This window comes from Pseudoalteromonas shioyasakiensis (assembly GCF_019134595.1).
Classification (GTDB): Bacteria; Pseudomonadota; Gammaproteobacteria; order Enterobacterales; family Alteromonadaceae; genus Pseudoalteromonas; species Pseudoalteromonas shioyasakiensis_A.
In genome coordinates this window covers 823,127-842,794 of the sequence record NZ_CP077771.1, presented here as the reverse complement: position 1 = coordinate 842,794, position 19,668 = coordinate 823,127, and the positions used below count along the sequence as shown (strand labels likewise).

Below are 19,668 nucleotides of genomic sequence, written 5' to 3'. Positions count from 1 at the left end.
ACTCAGTCATTGATTGGTTTTGGGCGCTTTGCGAATGACTTTCTTTTCGATTTCATCTAGTTTTATAACATAGGCATTACCGCCAATGCCTTTAAACTCTTCGTCTGTAAACACAATCGTATTGTCATCGTAAAAAGTGATTGCTTCTTTTTGCGTAACAATGCCTAAATCAATCCGTGATACATCCCCAGAAAAAAACTTATCGCCTTGGTAGTTTTCAAAAAGCCAAATGCTGGTGGAATCAAGAAGAACTAACTTGGTTCTATCAGGGCTAAGAGCCGCAGATGTAATCCAGCAAAGTTTCTCCATTGTAGTGCAAGTTTGAAACGAATCTATTAATTGTGCATCAAAGTTAGCTGCATGATCGCCAACTTTATACACTTTTGTGATTCCATCGAATGGTTCAGTACGATTTTTGGTAAATAAATAAAGGTGTCGGCCAAGCGCTACAAAAGCCTCTAAATCAAAATTACGTTGGTCTGGTTGAATAGGGCTGCCATCCATTTCTGGGTAAGTAAACTTGATTATCTCAGCTTCTGTGGTATCGCTTTTGATGTCGATAGGGTTTTCTATTTTATAAATGGTTAACCATTTTCTATCATTTTTATTATTGCCAAAGTCCCCTAAGAAGAAATGACCAAATTTGTTTTGTGTCATGTCTTCCCAGTCAATGTTTTTAGCATTGGTAACTAAAATTTCTTTTGCTATTGAGCCATCTTCATTAAGGCGATAAAGCTTAGGTAGGTCGCCACTGTCGTTAATAGCCCAAAGTCGATTAAATTTATCGAATTCAATACCGGAGATTTCTCTCAGTTTTGGATCCACAGTTAAACGCTTTTTGCTGTAAAGGGTATAGATAGAAGAGCCAACCAGTACTCCAATAATGGTGACTGACAAGATAAAAACCGTAAGTAAGCTTTTTTTTAACATTAACAAGGAAGTGGCTTTGAATAATGTGATTATTATAACTTACTTAAGCGGCTGCTGTATATTCCAAACCCCTGTTCCGGTAACAGACATAAAGTTAATGTTATCTTGCAATACTTTATGGCCAACATTAACTGAAGACTCAGGGTGACTCACTAGATAGCCTTGAACACTGTTAATGCCCATCGATTTAACTAGTTCGAATTGAGCGAGTTCTTCAACACCTTCGGCCACTACTTTCAGACCAAGTTTACTGCCAAGTTCGCTGATTGAATGCATGATTTCATTGTATTTAAGGTTGTCGTTAGCTTGCCCAACAAACAGTTTATCGAGTTTGATCACATCGATAGGTAAGTCTGCGAGGGTACTTAACGAACTAAAACCTGTACCAAAATCATCAATCGCAATGGTGATCCCTTCGCCCCTCAGCTTTTCTAACGATTGAATGATCTTGTTGCTGGCCTTAATTAAGGTTGATTCGGTTATTTCCAGCATTAATGCTTTTGCAGGCAGCCCTGTTTTGGCAAGTTTCTCCATGACCCACTCATAAATATCGTAATGCTTTAATTGCACGCCAGAAATATTCACGGAAATAGCGACTTTTTTCATTCCGGCATTATACCAGGCCGACATCTGTCTACATGATTCCAGCATGATCCAATCACCAAGCTCTAGTATCAGATTAGACTCTTCAGCAATTGGAATAAACTCGTCAGGCGTGATTGAGCCTTCAACAGGGTGATCCCAGCGAACTAACGCTTCGAAGTAGTCAATGGCACAATCATCCACATGTACAATAGGTTGAAAAGACATATGAAAACTGCTGCTGGCAATAGCAAGACGCATTTCTTCTAGCAAGTAATGATAGCGTCTAATCTTTTTACCCATTTCCGGAGAGTAGACTTTAAAAATTCCACGACCATCTGTTTTGGCTCGGTACATGGCAACATCAGCCATTTGCAGTAATGCTTGTGGGGTGGATGCACTATCTGGGTAAACCGCTATACCTATACTGGCGCTAATTTTGATTAGCTTGTTACCTAAGACAAAATCACGTTCGATTTCGTGCAATACATTTTGTGCAACCTCTAATGCTTTGTCTTTATCATCTTTTAAGTTAATGAAAATAGAGAACTCATCACCTCCAAGGCGTGCTAAGTTTTGTTCTAATTGACTAATTGGGGAAATATTACTTATTTTATGATGGCGTAAAACACTGCTCAAGCGTGTTGCAACTTGAATTAAGACATCATCACCAAAACTGTGTCCAAATGAATCATTAACTTGTTTGAACCCATCTAAATCTATAAATAGTAAAGCACAGCTGAATTTATCCATCTCAGCAAGTCTCAATTGTTTGGCAAGATGTTCTATATAGGCATGTCGGTCAATTAAGTGAGTTAATTTATCTTGATAAATACTGACTTCAGATTCACGTGTGTAATTAGTTATATGGGTTGTAAGTGTTTGAAAGTTAAATTGCAATTGTTCAAGTTGCGTATGCTTGCTTGTACCTGATTCACTGGCTAAATTTAGGCTGTTGAGTAACTCAATTGCTTTAGTATTTAGCATTTTGAGAGCGTATTTCTCATGATTGTTTTGGAATCTTAAGTTAACTAACCAACTGATGGCTAATGCTAACAAGATTAAAGTGATAATGTTTACCGGTGAAAATAATGTTGCGAGTATAAGTTCTGAAGTTGTAGCGGTTACAACTGACTCTTTTGTTGTATTAATAACAATATAAGAAATATTATTATCGTAAACTAAATGCTGACCACTTAAAACGAGGTTATACCAAGGCGCCGCTATCACAGTGACATCTGTACCTGAGAAAGTATGAAGTTCTAAGCCTTTTGGCGCGTACATCAAATCATTGACCTGTTTAGTCAAAAAGATATTTAAGCCGTATATAAAAGCAATTAAAGTTATAATACTTATTGATAAAGTTCGAAGAGCATTGGTCATACATTACTACCGTTATGGTGTTATTGTTTTACTATAAAACCTCACCAGTGAATAATGTGAGTATATTGTGTGTGACTGAGATAGACAAAGCCTTTCTCATACTTTGGGGTTTGGATGATAACGGAATGTGAAAATTCATAGTAACCTGTGTTATTAAACTAGGTAGATATATTTATAAAAAATAGCTTGGCTGTTACCTTTTTATTATGTTTTACCGCTTTTATAAACTAATGAGAAACACATGAAAGAGATTTAATGTTTCTTTTAGTTGTATGCAAGTAGGTGACTTTGATTTTTGATATTTAAATTTAAAACAGTGGTTTATTGTTTTTTTTGTTTGTGATTAGTGATTTGTAAATTTGTTACTTTCAAAAATAAAGACTATTCCAAATAAATGTGACTGTAAGAAAAACGAGCTATTACACAGCTAAAAAGTAGCGTTTTCTCTTCTTTTCTGGGTTGGTTGTTTAATTTATATTTACGCTTTTATACTTATTGTTTTTACATTTGTATTGGGATAATTTTTAAAAACGTTAATTAGGTTTTTAATTGGCGGTTGGTTTTAAAGGTTAAAAACGTTTTTTTTGAATTTATTGATGTGAATACTGTAGATGGTCAACGGTGAAAAGTTTTCTTTATCTATTTTTAGTGTCATTAACGAGGTTTTTTAACTAAATATATGTTATTTAAAATAAGTGATTAGTAATATTTGTTACCGAATGAGGTAGTGTTTCTTTTAGTGTTTTAACTCTAATTTATCACTTCAATTTTATTCACTTTACCCAACCTAAATTGTTATCTACTTTTTATAAGTTGCGACGATAGCTGATAAAAAAGGTACTGAAAATAAAGTATATTTTATTATCAACTTGGTTCAGTTATTGCTCGTAACAATACAGCAATATGATTGTTGTAGCTTTTGTGTGTTTTATGCACTATGGTGGTGCGAAAAATGTACAGTTGCACTGTCATAATGCGTAAATATAGGTTTGGTTTACTAGATACAACTTGACGTTTTAGTAAACAAGTCATGAAACCTGGAGCGCACAGCTTCCGCTAAATGAGTCGTCGAATGCGGTACTGTGGCAAGGATTAATTTACCAATTGGTTGAATTGGAGCCCACTATGCTAAGTAAACGTTTTTTTAAAACTAAAGACGAAACAGAAGTTACCTTTGAATTCCAACACCCTGACGCTGATGATGTGCAATTAGTTGCAGAGTTCACAGATTGGCAGCCAGTGCCTATGAAGTTTAATAAAAAAGAACAAGTGTTCAAATGCAAACAGCGCTTACCGCTTGATCAAGAATTTCACTTCCGTTACTTAATCAATGGCGAAACATGGGACAACGATCACCAAGCTGATGGTTATATTCCTAATGGTTTTGGTACTGATAACAGCATTGTTAATACCCAACGCGCTTAGGTGTTTTGATGCAGTCACTTTCGCAGTTATATTACCTGCATGGCATAGGCTATGAATATACCAAATACACCGGTGAGCATGTTATTTTCGATGAAAGTACACGCATGCAAGCGCTTAGTTGTTGTGGTGTAGATACTCAAGATACTGATGCAATTAACCAACTTAATTTTGCATTAGATGCAGGTACATGGCTGAACTTGTTGCCTCATACAAGCATTATTGAGGCACACCATCCAATTTTGAAAGTACGCGTTGATGAACGTTTGCTAACACGCTCATGTACTCTAAGCGTGCCTTCGCTTGATATTCATTTTACTTGTGAAAACTTACAAGGTTTAGCCGTTCTTGGTGATTATGGTCTAAACGGTATTCGTTATCTTGAGCTTGCATTGCCAGTTCCTGAAATGCCAATTGGTTATCATGATGCGCTCATAACTGTGGCAGATCAGCAATCTCACAGTCAGCTATGGATCACACCTAAAGAAAGCTTCTCTATTGATGACAAAAAGCGTTTAGGCTTATCGATTCAGCTTTATAGCTTATGCAATGAAGCAGGGTTAGGAATTGGTGACTTCGCTGATTTAACAAAGCTTATTAAATCAGCAGCAACTCGAAATATGGATTATGTGTTACTTAATCCGCTGCATTTACTGTTTGAACACAGCCCCGAGCGAGCAAGTCCTTATAGTCCAAATAGCCGAGCATTATTGAACCCGCTGTATATTGCTGTGTCATTATGCGAAGACGCCAAAAATAATAATGCACTTGATAAATTATTGGCAGATAAGCCCCAAAATAGTGCACCTTACATTGATTACACTTCGGTAAGTGATTTCAAGTACCAAGTGTTTAGTCTCTTGTATCAGCACTTTTGTGAATTCGCTTCAGCAGAGCGAAAACAGCAGTTCACTCGTTTTTGTGAAACCCATAAACATAGCCTGTCGACCATGTTGGTTGGGGACCGTGATTATGCAAGCTACTTACAATGGCAAGCTCACCTTCAATTAAATATCTGCCAGCAAGCTGCCCGTGATTGTGGTATGGCAATTGGCCTTATAAATGACTTAGCTGTTGGCTGTGCAGGTGATGGCAGTGAGTTTAAGAGCCAAAATGAGCTATTTGCAGAAAATGCACATGTTGGAGCTCCGCCAGATCCTTGGGCTGAACATGGTCAGAACTGGGGCTTGCCGGCACTCAATCCACAAAAGTTAAGTAAAGACAACTTTGCTTTTTATCGCTCACTTATCCGCGCCAATATGGAAGATGTTGGTGGTCTTAGAATTGACCACGTTATGGCGATACGCCGACTTTGGTGGTGTTTTGAAAATAATTCCCAGCAAGATGGCTGTTATGTCTATTATCCCTTTGAGCAATTATTAGCAATTCTAAAGATTGAATCTCACATTAATCAATGTGTGGTGATTGGCGAAGATTTAGGTGTTGTACCTAATGAAGTGCGTGAAGCACTAAAAGCAAGTGCAATCTATTCAAACGGGTTGTTTTACTTTGAAAAAGATCATCAAGGCGAGTTTTTAGCGGCTGAGCATTTTGCTCCTCATAGTCTACTAATGATAGCCAATCATGACGTACCACCATTCAAAGGCTGGTGGATTGGCCATGATATTACGATTAAACAACAATATGGTTTGCTTGATGATGAGCAAACTCGGGCTCAATTTGATGCGAGAAACATTGAAAAGCATCGTATGCTTAATTTTATCGCACGAGAGTCAAACCAGCATTTATCGTTAGAAACAGATGCCTTTAAGGTTTATGGAGCGTTGGCATCCTCATTAGCGGCAGCACCAGCAAAGCTATTTACTATTCAAATAGATGACTTAGATCAGCAAATACTGCCTGTAAATATCCCCGGTACTGATAAAGAGTACCCAAATTGGCGGCGTTCATTGTCGCGTCCAGCGGCGCAGATTATCGAAGCGCAACAGTCATTCTTAGCCAATTTAATTTCGATAAGGAATCAATAATGCGAAGTCGTGTTCGTCAAGAGCAAAGTGCACAACCTGTTATTTATCAAAAACAAATAGATGCATTAGCCAGTGGTTGTTTTAGAGATCCTTTCAGCTTTCTTGGAGCGCATAAAAGTGGCGATTCAAGCTATGAAATTCGTTGCTTTTTGCCTGGCGCAAGCTGTGTTTCGGTTCTGCTTGGTACAGAAAAAATCGTTGCGCAGCAACAAGGTGATAGTCATTTATTTATCGCAAATATCAAATCAAAAACTAACCCTGACTACCAGCTAGATGTTAGCTATAGCAATGAATTTAGCCATCAACAATATGATGAGTATAGCTTTGAAAGCAGCTTAGATGAACAGGCAATGTATCTGTTTAATGAAGGCAGTTTAGAGCATGCTTATCAACATTTTGGTGCACATTTTGTGACTCAACAAGGCGTTGATGGTGTTCGTTTTACAGTTTGGGCGCCGAATGCCAGTAGTGTATCTGTTATTGGTGAATTTAACTATTGGCAGCGTAATCGTCATTTTATGCGTTTTCATCCTGCCAGTGGGGTATGGGAGTTATTTATCCCAGGGCTTAAAGAGCATCAATGCTATAAATTTGCTATCACCACTCTGACCGGTGAAGTACTTGATAAAGCCGATCCATTTGCGTTTAAGATGCAACAAGCACCGGGTACGGCGTCAGTACTACAAAAGCTGAAAACAGGAATTCAGCTTTCTGAAAAGGCGTTAGCAAATCGCGCAAAACGGAACAGTGTTGATGCGCCTGTCAGTATTTATGAAGTGCATGCGGGTTCTTGGCAAAGACGAGATGACGGGGAGCGCTATCTAACATGGCGTGAACTTGCTGATAATCTTATTCCTTACACTAAAGAACTCGGCTTTACGCACCTGCAATTAATGCCAATTAGTGAATACCCTTTTGATGGTTCATGGGGTTATCAACCAGTTGGATTATTTGCCCCGACCAGTCGCTATGGCAGCTTTGAAGATTTTGTTTACTTCGTCGAGCAATGTCACGAAGCCGATATTGGCCTTATTCTTGACTGGGTTCCTGGTCATTTCCCAAGTGATCCACATGGTTTACATCGTTTTGATGGCACCCATTTATACGAACATGCTGATGTTAGACAAGGTTTTCACCCTGATTGGAATACCTATATCTACAATTATGACCGCGCAGAGATTCGTAGCTTCCTAATTGCGAATGCAATGTACTGGCTGCATGAATTTGGCATTGATGGTTTACGCGTGGATGCAGTTGCCTCAATGCTTTATCTAGACTATAGCCGTGAAGAAGGGCAGTGGGTTGCGAATCAATACGGTGGCCGAGAAAACTTAGGCGCCATTGAGTGTTTAAAACAAGTCAATATGCGCTGCTATGCGAAAAATCCAGGCATTATGATGGTGGCCGAAGAATCAACAGCATGGCCGGGCGTTACGCGTCAAGTTGACCATGATGGGTTAGGTTTTGGTTATAAGTGGAACATGGGCTGGATGAACGACAGTTTGCATTATATGCAGCGTGATTCCATTTACCGTTCGCATCACCACCATGAAATGACGTTTTCAATGGTTTATGCCTACAGTGAGAACTACATTCTTCCGCTTAGCCACGATGAAGTTGTGCATGGTAAAGGCTCATTAATTGAAAAAATGCCAGGGGATGACTGGCAAAAGTTTGCGAACTTACGTGCATATTATGCGTTTATGTGGGCGCATCCAGGTAAAAAATTATTGTTTATGGGTGCTGAAATCGCCCAGCGTAAAGAGTGGAATCACGACCAATCGCTTGACTGGCATTTACTTGAGCATATTAGCCACAGTGGCATGCAGCAAACGATTAAAGATTTAAATGCTGTTTACACCAGCACGCCAGCTTTATACGAGCAAGATACTAGCCCAGCAGGCTTTGAATGGCTCGATAACAATAATGCTGAGCAAAGTATGTTTAGCTTTATTCGTTATGCAAAGAAAGCAGAAGATTTTGTAGTGGTGATCTGTAATTTAACGCCACAGGTGTACCACGACTACGTGATAGGTGTACCAAAAGCAGGCGCTTACCAAGTTATTTTGAACACCGATAAAGCGGACTATTTTGGTTCTGGCGTTGAAGCAACCAATCATGCAGAGCAAATCATCGTAAGCCAAGGGAAAGAAAGTCATGGCTTTAATCAAAGCATTAGCGTGTCTTTACCTGGCCTTGCGACAATTTACCTTAAGAAGGTGAGCGATGAGTCATAGTGTCGAACTCGAAGTTGGGGTGAGCTCGCCTTTAGGGGCGTCTGTTGTTGGTGAGGGCGTAAACTTTGCTGTGTACGCACCACAAGCACAACATATGTCTCTGTGCTTATTTGATAGCAGCGGTCATTCAGAAATTCTCACCCTTGCGATGCATATGAACGAAGGCGGTATCTGGACACTGAAAGTGAGCCCTTTGAAAAGTGGCGCCTTGTATGGTTTTCGCGCTGATGGTGAATACGCACCCGAAAAGGGACTATTTTTTAATAACCACAAACTGCTGTTAGACCCTTATGCGCGAGATTTGTATGGTGAGTTTACTTGGAGTGAACGTCACTATGGGCAAATGCCTGTAGGAAAGTTAAGTCAGGTTAACAATGCCATTGATATGCCGAAATCACGAGTCCGTGAACTTGCACCTTACACAGGTAAAAAACCGAATCACTGCTGGGGAAAAACGGTTATTTACGAGTGCCATGTAGTTGGCGCAACCTGTCGCCACCCTGAAATTCCAAAATCGTTACAAGGTAAGTTTTTAGGTTTAAGCCACCCTAGTTTTATAGAGCATTTACGTACTATTGGTGTGACTTGCTTAGAGTTATTACCCGTTCATGCTTTTATCAGCGAGCAGTTTTTAACAGCTAAAGGCTTACAAAATTACTGGGGCTACAACACGCTTAACTTCTTTACGCCGCATAAAGATTATCTGGTTAATGATGATATTAGTGAGTTTCAAGAAATGGTGGCGGCGCTTCACAAAGCGGATATCGAAGTAATACTCGATGTGGTTTATAACCACACCGCTGAGGCGGGCACAGATGGACCTATCTTGTCGCTACGAGGCTTAGATAATCTAGGTTACTACCGTACCGTTGCTGATAAACCACAACATTATATTAATGATACCGGCTGTGGAAACACCGTAAATATTGATTCGCCTCGCTCTTTACAGCTGGTACTTGATAGCTTGCGTTATTGGGTTGAAGTGATGGGGGTCGACGGTTTTCGTTTTGACTTAGCAACCATTTTAGCGCGTAATCCAAATGGCTTTAATCAGGCACATGCGTTTTTCCAAGCGATTAATCAAGATCCAGTACTAAGCCAAGTTAAACTGATTGCAGAGCCATGGGATATTGGCCCAGGTGGTTACCAATTAGGGGCTTTTCCTGCGCCATGGCGTGAATGGAATGATAAGTATCGCGATACGATAAGACGCTTTTGGAAACAAGAGCAGGGCGTAATTGGCGAGCTTGCAAAACGCTTACATGGGTCGTTCGACTTGTTTGAGCATAACCTACGCGGGCCACTTAACAGTATTAACTTTATCACCAGCCATGATGGCTTCACACTTGCTGATTTAGTCAGCTACGAGAATAAACACAACGAAGCCAATGGTGAGCAAAATCGTGATGGCCACAGTGGTAATCATTCATTCAATTGTGGTGTAGAAGGGTTTACCAACGACCCACAAGTGAGCAAATTACGCTTACAACAACAAAAAAATATGTTGTTAACTTTGTTACTTTCGAAGGGCGTGCCTATGCTTTCTTTAGGGAGCGAAATGGCACACTCACAAGGTGGTAACAACAACGCCTATTGTCAAAATAATCGCACAAGCTGGCTTGCATGGAAAGACTCACAATTCAGTCATCCTCTAACTCGATTTATTGACGATGTTCTGCGCATTCGTAAGCATTTCAGTATTTTTAAACACCGCTTTTTTGTTCACGATAATGACCCGCGTTATGACGTCGCTTGGTTCACCGAATCAGGCACCAATATGCAACAAGACGATTGGCATCAAGGCGATCGCCAAGTGTTGATATACAGCCTGACCGACAAGCATACAAATCAAGCTTTATTGATCATATTAAATGCAGGATCAGAGCCGGTTACTTGCCAACTTCCGAGTTTAGAAAAAGGAAAGTGGCAGTTAGCGCTGACCAGCATTCATCCTATGTCAACACAATTTGTTGATAAGGAACACCAGATTGCTGCAATGAGCAGCTGGGTTTTTACCGCCAATTCAGAGGATCTAAATCATGGCTAAAAATGCCGATCAAGTATGTATTGTAAAGGGCTGGCAGGATGCGCCTACAGTTGATGAAAGTACCTTAGACGATGATTTATCACGCCATTTTTATTACACCCTTGGGCGTGACAAAGTAGGTAAATCACAACTGTATTTATACCATGCATTAGCATTAACTATTCGTGACCGACTAGTCGCACGTTGCCGTGTAACAAATCAGCAAATTCATGAACAAAAACGCCGTAAAACAGCTTACTTATCACTTGAGTTTTTAATGGGGCGTGCCCTTGGTAATGCGATTTTAAACTTAGACTTAGATGAGCAAGTCGCTAAGGCGTTACAAGAATATTGCACAGAGCTTGAGCAGGTTGCTGAGGCTGAACATGATGCAGGCCTTGGTAATGGTGGCTTAGGACGCTTAGCAGCTTGTTTCTTAGATAGCTGTGCAAGCCTTGCATTGCCAGTGGTAGGCTATGGTATTCGTTATGAGTACGGCATGTTTAATCAAGCTATTGAAAATGGTAATCAGATTGAACAACCAGATAACTGGTTACGTGAAGGGCACCCGTGGGAGCTGAGTGCACCTGAGCAATCAAAGCGTGTAAAGTTCTTTGGTCATGTTGAAAGTTATACTGATAAATTTGGTCGTGAGCACCGTCAATGGCTAGATTCTCACGATGTCTTAGCTGTGCCTTATGATGTGCCAATTCCGGGTTACAAAAACGATATTGTAAATACCCTACGGTTATGGAAGTCAGAAGCCACAGACGAATTTGATTTGAGTGAGTTTAATGCGGGTAGTTACTCAGAAGCTGTAGCGCGTAAAAACTTAGCTGAACAAATCACCATGGTTCTTTATCCGAATGACAGCAGTGAAAACGGCAAAGAGCTACGCTTACGTCAGCAATACTTCTTATCATCAGCGAGCTTACAAGACATCATCGACACTTGGGTTAGCAAACATGGCGAAGACTTCTCTGATTTTGCTGATTACCATGTTTTCCAATTAAACGATACGCACCCAAGTATTGCTGTCGCTGAGCTTATGCGTATTTTGGTTGATGAGTATGAGCTAGATTGGCAAGAAGCGTGGTCTATCACGACTAAGACTATGGCTTATACAAACCACACTTTACTTCCTGAAGCATTAGAGAAGTGGTCAGTATCTTTATTTGCCCGATTATTACCGCGTATTTTAGAAATTATCTACGAAATCAATGCGCGTTTCCTCGCTGAAGTTGCGTTAGCGTGGCCAGGTGATGTTGAGAAACAACGTGCATTATCACTTATCGAAGAAGGCCCTGAGCCACAAATTCGCATGGCATATTTAGCGATTGTTGGTAGCTATTCGGTTAATGGTGTGGCTGCGCTTCACACTGAGCTACTTAAAGCTGGCTTATTCAATGAGTTTTATCAGCTATGGCCAGAAAAATTCAACAACAAAACTAATGGTGTAACACCACGTCGCTGGTTAGCACATTGTAACCCTGAGTTGGCTAAACTGCTTAATCAACACATTGGTGATGAATGGGTTGCTGACTTTAGCAAAATTAGCCAGTTACGCCGTTTATATGATGACACTAAGTTTCATAAACAATGGCAAGCTGTAAAACACAGCAATAAGCAACGCCTTGTTGAGTTAGTGAAAAGCCGCTGTGGCGTAGAGTTTGATGCCGAAATGATGTTTGACGTGCAAGTTAAACGTATTCACGAATATAAGCGTCAGCTATTAAACGTACTGCACGTTATTCACCTTTACGACCGAATTCGCCAAGGTGATACAGCAAACATTGTTCCTCGTTGTGTGCTATTGGGCGGTAAAGCTGCGCCAGGTTACTACATGGCGAAGAAAATTATTAAATTAATTAATAATGTAGCAGAAGTGATCAACAAAGATCCGCTTGCTAAACCGTATTTAAGAGTTGCTTTTTTACCTAATTACAACGTAACAGCAATGGAAACCATTTGCCCAGCGACGGATTTATCTGAGCAAATTTCTACGGCAGGAAAAGAGGCATCTGGCACAGGTAACATGAAGTTCATGATGAACGGCGCATTGACTATAGGTACATTAGATGGCGCTAACATCGAAATTCGTGATGCTGTAGGTGCTGACAACTTCTTCTTATTTGGTGCACGTGCAGAGCAAATTGATGATATCAAAGCGCACTATAATCCTGAGCAGATTATTCACCAAACTGACAGCCTCTATAAAGTAATGCAATTACTTGAGAGCGGTCACTTCAACTTGTTTGAGCCTAATTTATTTGACGACATTATCGCGGCGATTAAGAGCCCGCACGATCCATGGTTAGTCGCTCATGACTTTGCCAGCTTTGTCGAAGCGCAAGAGCAAGTTGAACAAGCCTACTTAGACACTGCTCACTGGACCAAAATGAGTATTTTGAATACTGCAGCCAGTGGCATGTTTTCGAGCGATAGAACCATTAGTCAATACAGTGACGACATCTGGCATTTGGAGCCATTACTGGATACTAGTGCACAGCAAAACACACAGAAGAAAAGCAGCTAGCTTAAGACGGAGAGAGTTATGCCAAGTTATGCAAACCGATACATAAGTAGTTTAACCAGAGAAACGTATGCCCTAATTCTTGCCGGTGGGCGAGGCTCACGCTTACATGAATTAACAGATTGGCGTGCTAAACCAGCAGTCTATTTTGGTGGTAAACACCGAATAATCGACTTTCCATTGTCGAACTGTATTAATTCAGGTATTCGTCGAGTTGGTATTGCTACTCAATATAAGTCGCACTCATTAATTCGTCACGTAAACCGTGCATGGGGTCACTTCAAAAAAGAACTCGGAGAATCAGTCGAGATACTTCCTGCATCTCAGCGAAAGGGAGATGATTGGTATTGTGGTACAGCAGATGCGGTATTCCAAAATATGGATATCATTCGTCATGAGTTACCTAAGTATGTGATGATCCTCTCTGGTGACCACGTATATTGTATGGACTACGGTGGTTTGTTGGCAAAACACGTTGAAACAGGTGCTGATATGACGGTTTGTTGTATTGAAGTACCATGCGAAGAAGCTGCAGATACATTTGGTGTAATGACAGTTGACGAAAGCAATCGTGTTCGTCGTTTTGATGAAAAACCTGCTGAACCAACGTCTGTGCCGGGTAAGCCAGGCACCTGCTTAGCATCAATGGGTAACTATATTTTCAATACTGAGTTCTTATTTGAACAATTGAAAAAAGACGCAGAAACTGAGGGCTCTGGCCGTGATTTCGGTCACGATATCATCCCAGCTATTATTGAAGAGCATAACGTATTTGCATATCCGTTTAGAGATGTACATGATGGTCAACCATACTGGCGCGATGTAGGTACCCTGGATTCGTTCTGGGAAGCCAATATGGAACTGGTAATGCCGCAGCCTCAGCTTGACCTTTATGATCCGCAATGGCCAATTTGGACATATCAAGAGCAATTACCACCTGCTAAATTCATTTTTGACGATGATGACAGACGTGGTATGGCTGTTGATTCAACAGTATCGGGTGGCTGTATTATCTCTGGTTCTAAAGTTAAAAAGTCACTGCTGTTCTCGAATGTATATGTACACTCATTCTGCGAAATCGAAGAGTCAGTGATTTTACCAGGGGTAAAAATTCAGCGAAACTGCCGAATTAGGCGTGCTATTATTGACCGTAATTGTGAGATCCCTGAGGGTCTGGAAATTGGTTACGATCACAAAGCTGACAAAGAAAATGGCTTTAGAGTCTCGAAAAAAGGGATTGTGCTGGTAACTCGTGATATGTTGAATGAACTTGCAAAGAAGTTAGATCAACAAGAGCAAGGTAATAAACGACTTGCTTAAGCAATCGCGCTAAAACAAAAAGGGAGGGCATGTCCCTCCCTTATTTATATTTGATTAATACCAATTCGTTTAATTAAGTATTATTGAGGATTGGTATAAAAGTTTTATGGAGTACTGCAAAGCATGCATGTGTTGATGGTAGCTGCAGAGAATGATGCATTACCGAATGCAAAAGTCGGTGGTGTAGCGGATGTTGTTAGAGATTGTCCTAAAGCGTTAGTTGAAAAAGGCCTTAGTGTTGATGTGGTGATCCCTGATTATGGCTTTGATTATTTGGAGCGTCATCACATAGGTGTTGTGCATGTACCATTTGCAGGTCATATGCAAAAACTGGATGTGTGGAAGCTCGCTCAAAGTGATGAAGGTGTAACGCAACTACTTATATCTCATTGGGAGTTTAGTCGCCATAATGGTGCTGTTTATTGTAACGATGAACCAGGCCGCCCCTTTGCAACCGATGCAAGTAAGTTTGCTCTTTTTAACGCTGCTGTATGTGAGGCCTTATTACAAGGGCTTATCCGCACGCCGGATGTTGTGCACTTACATGACTGGCACAGTGCCTGTGTTGCTCTATTACTTAAAACAGATAGCCGCTATAAAAAACTAGCGCATTTATTCTTAGCCTACACAGTCCATAACCTTGCATTGCAAGGGATACGTCCTTTTAAAGGCGACAGCTCAAGCCTTGAAGCGTGGTTCCCTGGTTTAGGTTATAACGGCGAACGGTTATGTGATCCGCGTTATTTTGATTGTTTTAACCCAATGCGCAGCGCAATTAATCTGGTTGATAAAGTACATCTAGTATCGCCAACTTATTGCCAAGAAGTACTGCGCCCAAGTGATGCAGAAAAAGGCTTCTTTGGTGGTGAGGGGCTCGAAGCTGACCTACAAGCTGCCTATGAACAAGGCCGTGTAGTGGGCATTCTTAATGGTTGTGAATATCCTGGAATGAAGCTTGACGACATTAGCTTAGCAAGTCTTTATCAACATGCCGAAAATGCGTTATTTCAATGGATGGCAAAAAGCCCGGTATTAGATCCAAGCTATTACATAGCGCATCAACGCTTACTTAAATTTAAAACTCAGCCGTTTTCAGGGCCATTAGTAACCAGTGTGGGTCGTTTAACGGACCAAAAAGCACTGTTACTTCGCCAGCCTTATGATAAAGGACTTGTTTTAGATGAGTTATGTCAGCGCTTAAAACAACATAACGGCTATATGATTATTTTAGGCTCAGGTGATGCTGAACTTGAGCAAATTATGACATCAGTTATGGCTCGCCAAGAAAACCTGCTATTTTTAAAAGGGTACGCGCATTTTGTTGGCGAATACATGTATCACTTAGGCGATTTATTTTTAATGCCAAGTTCGTTTGAGCCATGTGGTATCAGTCAAATGTTAGCCATGCGCGCAGGACAGCCGTGCTTAGTTCATGGTGTAGGTGGTTTGCGCGATACAGTTGAGCATAATGTGAGTGGTTTTAGTTTCCATGGTGAGAGTTTAGTATCACAAAGCTACGAACTTGTTACTAGTTTTAGCGATGCGCTTGAGCTTAAGAAATCACAACCAAAACAATGGTGTGCAATATGTGAACAGGCTGAAAATGCCCGTTTTACGTGGCAATCCGTTGCAGAAGGCTATTTATCTGGCTTATATCAATAAAAAATGCGTGATTCATGGTAATTAAGTGACTTTTTTGTCAATTTCAGCTATTAATTACTTAGTGTGAGATAAAATGTAAAAAGTAGGTAAAGTGGCTGTATTTGTTGCTAGGCAAGCGGTCTTTAATCGTCGTCAACAAGTTGTCGCCTATGAGCTACTATTTAGAGATAGTTTAAAAAATAGTTTTCCTGATGTGTCAGAGAGTACGGCAACGGCTCGACTCATTATGGAAAACCAGCTCAATTTAGGTACCCGCCATATAACGTCGGGCAAAAAAGCATTAATTAATATAGGTCCAGAGTCTTTGAAGCTGGACCTTTGCGCGTTTTTGCCAACTCATGATGTGGTTATTGAGTTACTCGAAACCATGGAACCTACTGACGAAAACTACGAATTTTGTCGTGAGCTTTTTCATAACAACTATAAGTTGGCTTTGGATGATTTTGTTTACCAGCCTGAGTGGGATCGTTTTTTAAAACTTATTCGCCTTATCAAATTTGATATTCAGCAAACTCCTTTTGAAGAAATTGCCCCTGTTGTAAATAAGCTTAAAAAACATAAAAAAATAAAGCTTTTGGCTGAAAAGCTGGAAACAGCCGATGATTACGACAAAGCCTATAAAATGGGCTTTGATTTTTTCCAAGGTTATTTCTTTGCAAAGCCCAAAATGATTCAGCATCGCGATATTGATTACAACTACGCGCTGGTATTATCAATTTATGCTGAAGTCATGCGCCCAGATCCTGACATCAGTGAAATTGCAGGTTTGTTCTCGTTAGATACCGCACTTGCTTATAAATTGCTGCGCTTAATTAATAGCGGCGTGTTTCCTATCAAAAGTAAAATTGGCTCTCTAAAACAAGCGCTTGTATATTTAGGACATGAACGACTGAAAAAGTTTGTGAGCCTAATTATTACTGCCCACAGTGCCCAGTCAAAACCAGCCGAGCTTACTCGGCTTTGTGTTGTTAGAGCGCGCTTTTGCGAATTAATAGCGCAGCGTGTTGCTAAGCAACAAACTGGTGAGGCATTTTTAACTGGACTGTTTTCGTTACTCGATGCCATATTAGATCAGCCTATGGAAAAGCTATTGGATCGATTGCCGTTTCCTGACGAAATTCATGCTGCTCTCATGCAAGAAAAAAATATTCTTTATTACATACTTGAAACGGTCAAAGCGTACGAAACTGGCAGCTGGTGGGCGCTTGAACAGGCTGTTGCCTATTTAAGCATTGAAAGTGCTGACCTTCCCAAGATATACGAAAATGCAGTAAATTGGAGCGATAGCTGCAGACAGAACCTATAAGGGATTTATGCGCAATATAAATATGGATGTTTTACGGGGTATTGCAGTACTCGGCTTGATGTTTATGAACATCTACACTTTTGCCGTGTTCGAGTACGACTATACCCCAAGTGCTACGCCACCATTTTCAGACTCACTCATTTACACCATAAATACAGTGTTTATTGATGGGCGTTTTAGAAGCCTTTTTTGCCTGTTATTTGGTGCGTCTTTAGTTATTCAATGGCAGCTTTGGCAAAGCGTCGAGAAGCAACATAAGCGACTAAAAGTTTTGGCTTGTATTGGCCTTGCCCATGGATTTTTATTGTGGGCTGGCGATATTTTGTTTATTTATGCTTGTGCAGGCTGGTTAACCCTTAAATTTAGCCAGCAAGATAACGAAAAAATACTACGTATGGGCATGTTGTTTTTACTTCTTGGTGCCTTCATTTCATTTTTACTTGCCTTTGTAGAGCCAGAGTTTAGCCCTGTAACGAGAAGCTCTGAGAGTTTTTTAATGGCGTATGACGCGGCTTATTCTTCTTACTTCGCCGGGTTTGTCAGTAATTTTTTGATGTTTATCATAATGCTTATTGCTGTGCCGCTTATCACTATGTGGATGGCTGCAGGGTTAATGTTGGTGGGTGTTTATTTATATAAACAAGGGATATTTGTTCAGGGTTTAACAAATTCCCAGCTTAAGTTGATTACTACTGCAGCGATAAGTTTAACGGCTCTAAGGTTGATGATAGAGCCTGACCAAAGTGTATTTATGTACGCGATTGCTGAACCGATTAATTGGCTTGCAGCTTTAGCTATGGCCATTTGCTATTGCCACATTATTGTGAAAATAGTTAAAAATATCCCCAGAAACTGGTTGCTGCTACAGCAAGCTGGACGCATGTCACTGACGCTATATCTGATGCAAACAGTGATTTTTATCCTGTTTTTTAAAGTCGCATACCCAACTGCAGCACTTAATTTTGATCGCATAGATTATTGGTTGGTTATTGCTATTGTGCTTGTTTTTCAATTGTTTTTTTGTAAAGTGTATAGTCAGTACTTTACACATGGTCCGTGTGAATTAATTTGGCGGAAATTGTCTAGATAATTCCTCGTATACTACAATCAAAGAAAAACAAAGCGGAGTGGTAATGCGAGTTTGCTTGTTGGTTTTTACATTGCTTTGCTGTTCACCACTTTATGCTGGCGAGCAATTCTCTGTGCTGTTAGTTAATCCCTCAGTTAAAAGCGATGTATTTTGGCAAAAAGTGACTAATGTGATGCAGGTTGCTGCCAAGCAAAATAATGTTGCCCTCACAACAATTTATGGCGGTGGAAATCGCCACATTCAATTAGCCGAACTCAAACAATACCTGCAATATAACCCTAAACCTGATTACGCCATTTTAATTAATTACCCAGGTGGTGCAGAGCAGTCAATGAGCTTGCTTGAACAACACAAAGTGAATTTTATCACTCTTGAAGAAACAATTGTTGGCGTAGAGCGTGAAGAAGTCGGTAAACCCCGTCAGCGCTTTAAGTATTGGTTAGGTGAAGTATTTCACGATAACTTTAAAGCGGGTGAGCAACTTGGCAAAGCCTTACTTGATGAGGCAAGAAATGCCCAGCAAACGCCTCACTTTGTCGCTATCAATGGCCATTATGGCACTGAATCTGATACCCGTAGTGATGGGCTCGTGCACTATCTACGAAAACAAGATGTTGAGCTTGAGCAAGTTGTGTATGCAAATTGGAGTAAGCAAGAAGCCGAGAATAAAGTGAGCCGATTATTACAACGATACCCAGATACGAATGTGATTTGGTGCGCTTCTGATTTAATGGCACAAGGCGCCCTTGAAGCAGTAAAAGGTAAAACAGATAGTGCCTATTTCATTGGTGGTATTGATTGGCTTGATGATAATTTAAACTTAATTGAACAGCAAAAACTCACAGCCAGTGTTGGCGGGCATTTTATGATGGGAGCATGGGCATTAATAAGCTTGGTCGATCATCATAATGGTAACCCTTATTGGCAAAACCACGACGCGATTAAGTTTCAGCTTGGGGTGATCACAAAGCACAATATTCAAAGTTACAGCTGGCTAAGAAATATCAAAGACTGGTCGGTTATCCCTTTTGAAACCTTCTTACTGCAAAACAGCAAAAGCACTGAGTACGCCTTCGATTTTGATACGCTACATAGTTTATTGAGCGTAAAGCCCAAAAACGCAGCACTACACTAAAAGTGTAGTCAAAGAGCCTAGATTCTACCTAGCTTGGTAAAGGCTTCTGGTATA

Annotated in this window: 12 protein-coding genes; 10 read left to right on the top strand and 2 right to left on the bottom strand. The window is 40.4% G+C overall.

Annotated features, from left to right (window positions below; all coding sequences use genetic code 11):
* Positions 1-6 precede the first annotated feature (6 nt).
* The gene (locus tag KQP93_RS21190) at positions 7-930 is read right to left on the bottom strand and encodes a hypothetical protein (RefSeq protein ID WP_217877087.1); all 924 of its coding nucleotides are present in this window, start codon (positions 928-930) and stop codon (positions 7-9) included.
* Positions 931-969: 39 nt separating this feature from the next.
* Positions 970-2,796 (bottom strand): putative bifunctional diguanylate cyclase/phosphodiesterase, encoded by a 1,827-nt coding sequence (locus KQP93_RS21185; protein ID WP_254907765.1) that lies wholly within the window; start codon positions 2,794-2,796, stop codon positions 970-972.
* A 1,224-nt stretch (positions 2,797-4,020) separates the two neighbouring features.
* Between KQP93_RS21185 and KQP93_RS21180 the strand changes: the two genes are divergently transcribed.
* From KQP93_RS21180 to KQP93_RS21135, 10 genes are all read left to right on the top strand, one after another.
* Positions 4,021-4,320, top strand: a complete 300-nt coding sequence (locus tag KQP93_RS21180; RefSeq protein ID WP_054562386.1) for an isoamylase early set domain-containing protein — start codon at positions 4,021-4,023, stop codon at positions 4,318-4,320.
* Positions 4,321-4,328: 8 nt separating this feature from the next.
* The gene (malQ, locus tag KQP93_RS21175) at positions 4,329-6,305 is read left to right on the top strand and encodes a 4-alpha-glucanotransferase (RefSeq protein ID WP_217877084.1); all 1,977 of its coding nucleotides are present in this window, start codon (positions 4,329-4,331) and stop codon (positions 6,303-6,305) included.
* Positions 6,305-8,542 (top strand): 1,4-alpha-glucan branching protein GlgB, encoded by a 2,238-nt coding sequence (gene glgB, locus KQP93_RS21170; RefSeq protein ID WP_217877083.1) that lies wholly within the window; start codon positions 6,305-6,307, stop codon positions 8,540-8,542. The genes malQ and glgB overlap by 1 nt, the downstream gene beginning before the upstream one ends.
* Complete coding sequence (gene glgX, locus KQP93_RS21165) at positions 8,532-10,589, top strand: glycogen debranching protein GlgX (protein WP_217877082.1); 2,058 nt, start codon at positions 8,532-8,534, stop codon at positions 10,587-10,589. Before glgB ends, glgX begins: the two co-directional genes overlap by 11 nt.
* A complete protein-coding gene (locus tag KQP93_RS21160; RefSeq protein WP_217877081.1) occupies positions 10,582-13,104 on the top strand; it encodes a glycogen/starch/alpha-glucan phosphorylase in 2,523 nt (840 codons plus the stop codon). The genes glgX and KQP93_RS21160 overlap by 8 nt, the downstream gene beginning before the upstream one ends.
* Positions 13,105-13,122: 18 nt before the next feature.
* Positions 13,123-14,421 carry a glucose-1-phosphate adenylyltransferase gene (glgC, locus tag KQP93_RS21155; RefSeq protein WP_217877080.1) on the top strand — a complete coding sequence of 433 codons (1,299 nt, stop codon included), beginning with the start codon at positions 13,123-13,125 and terminating at the stop codon, positions 14,419-14,421.
* A 123-nt stretch (positions 14,422-14,544) separates the two neighbouring features.
* Positions 14,545-16,083 (top strand): glycogen synthase, encoded by a 1,539-nt coding sequence (locus KQP93_RS21150; RefSeq protein ID WP_217877079.1) that lies wholly within the window; start codon positions 14,545-14,547, stop codon positions 16,081-16,083.
* A 91-nt stretch (positions 16,084-16,174) separates the two neighbouring features.
* On the top strand, positions 16,175-17,389 hold the full coding sequence (locus KQP93_RS21145; protein ID WP_217877078.1) for an EAL and HDOD domain-containing protein: 1,215 nt from the start codon (positions 16,175-16,177) through the stop codon (positions 17,387-17,389).
* A 7-nt stretch (positions 17,390-17,396) separates the two neighbouring features.
* On the top strand, positions 17,397-18,479 hold the full coding sequence (locus KQP93_RS21140; RefSeq protein WP_217877077.1) for a DUF418 domain-containing protein: 1,083 nt from the start codon (positions 17,397-17,399) through the stop codon (positions 18,477-18,479).
* Between the two features lie 43 nt (positions 18,480-18,522).
* Entirely contained in the window at positions 18,523-19,614 is a 1,092-nt protein-coding gene (locus KQP93_RS21135; protein WP_254907764.1) for an ABC transporter substrate-binding protein, read from the top strand.
* The last annotated feature ends 54 nt before the right edge of the window (positions 19,615-19,668 follow it).

What these genes read in the sequence shown, in the direction of transcription:
- KQP93_RS21180 (WP_054562386.1), top strand. Translation starts at nt 4,021, where the DNA reads ATGCTAAGTAAACGTTTTTTTAAAACTAAAGACGAAACAGAAGTTACC.
- glgX (WP_217877082.1), top strand. Translation starts at nt 8,532, where the DNA reads ATGAGTCATAGTGTCGAACTCGAAGTTGGGGTGAGCTCGCCTTTAGGG.
- malQ (WP_217877084.1), top strand. Translation starts at nt 4,329, where the DNA reads ATGCAGTCACTTTCGCAGTTATATTACCTGCATGGCATAGGCTATGAA.
- KQP93_RS21140 (WP_217877077.1), top strand. Translation starts at nt 17,397, where the DNA reads ATGCGCAATATAAATATGGATGTTTTACGGGGTATTGCAGTACTCGGC.
- KQP93_RS21185 (WP_254907765.1), bottom strand. Translation starts at nt 2,796, where the DNA reads ATGTACGCGCCAAAAGGCTTAGAACTTCATACTTTCTCAGGTACAGAT.
- KQP93_RS21160 (WP_217877081.1), top strand. Translation starts at nt 10,582, where the DNA reads ATGGCTAAAAATGCCGATCAAGTATGTATTGTAAAGGGCTGGCAGGAT.
- KQP93_RS21190 (WP_217877087.1), bottom strand. Translation starts at nt 930, where the DNA reads ATGTTAAAAAAAAGCTTACTTACGGTTTTTATCTTGTCAGTCACCATT.
- glgC (WP_217877080.1), top strand. Translation starts at nt 13,123, where the DNA reads ATGCCAAGTTATGCAAACCGATACATAAGTAGTTTAACCAGAGAAACG.
- KQP93_RS21150 (WP_217877079.1), top strand. Translation starts at nt 14,545, where the DNA reads ATGCATGTGTTGATGGTAGCTGCAGAGAATGATGCATTACCGAATGCA.
- KQP93_RS21135 (WP_254907764.1), top strand. Translation starts at nt 18,523, where the DNA reads ATGCGAGTTTGCTTGTTGGTTTTTACATTGCTTTGCTGTTCACCACTT.
- glgB (WP_217877083.1), top strand. Translation starts at nt 6,305, where the DNA reads ATGCGAAGTCGTGTTCGTCAAGAGCAAAGTGCACAACCTGTTATTTAT.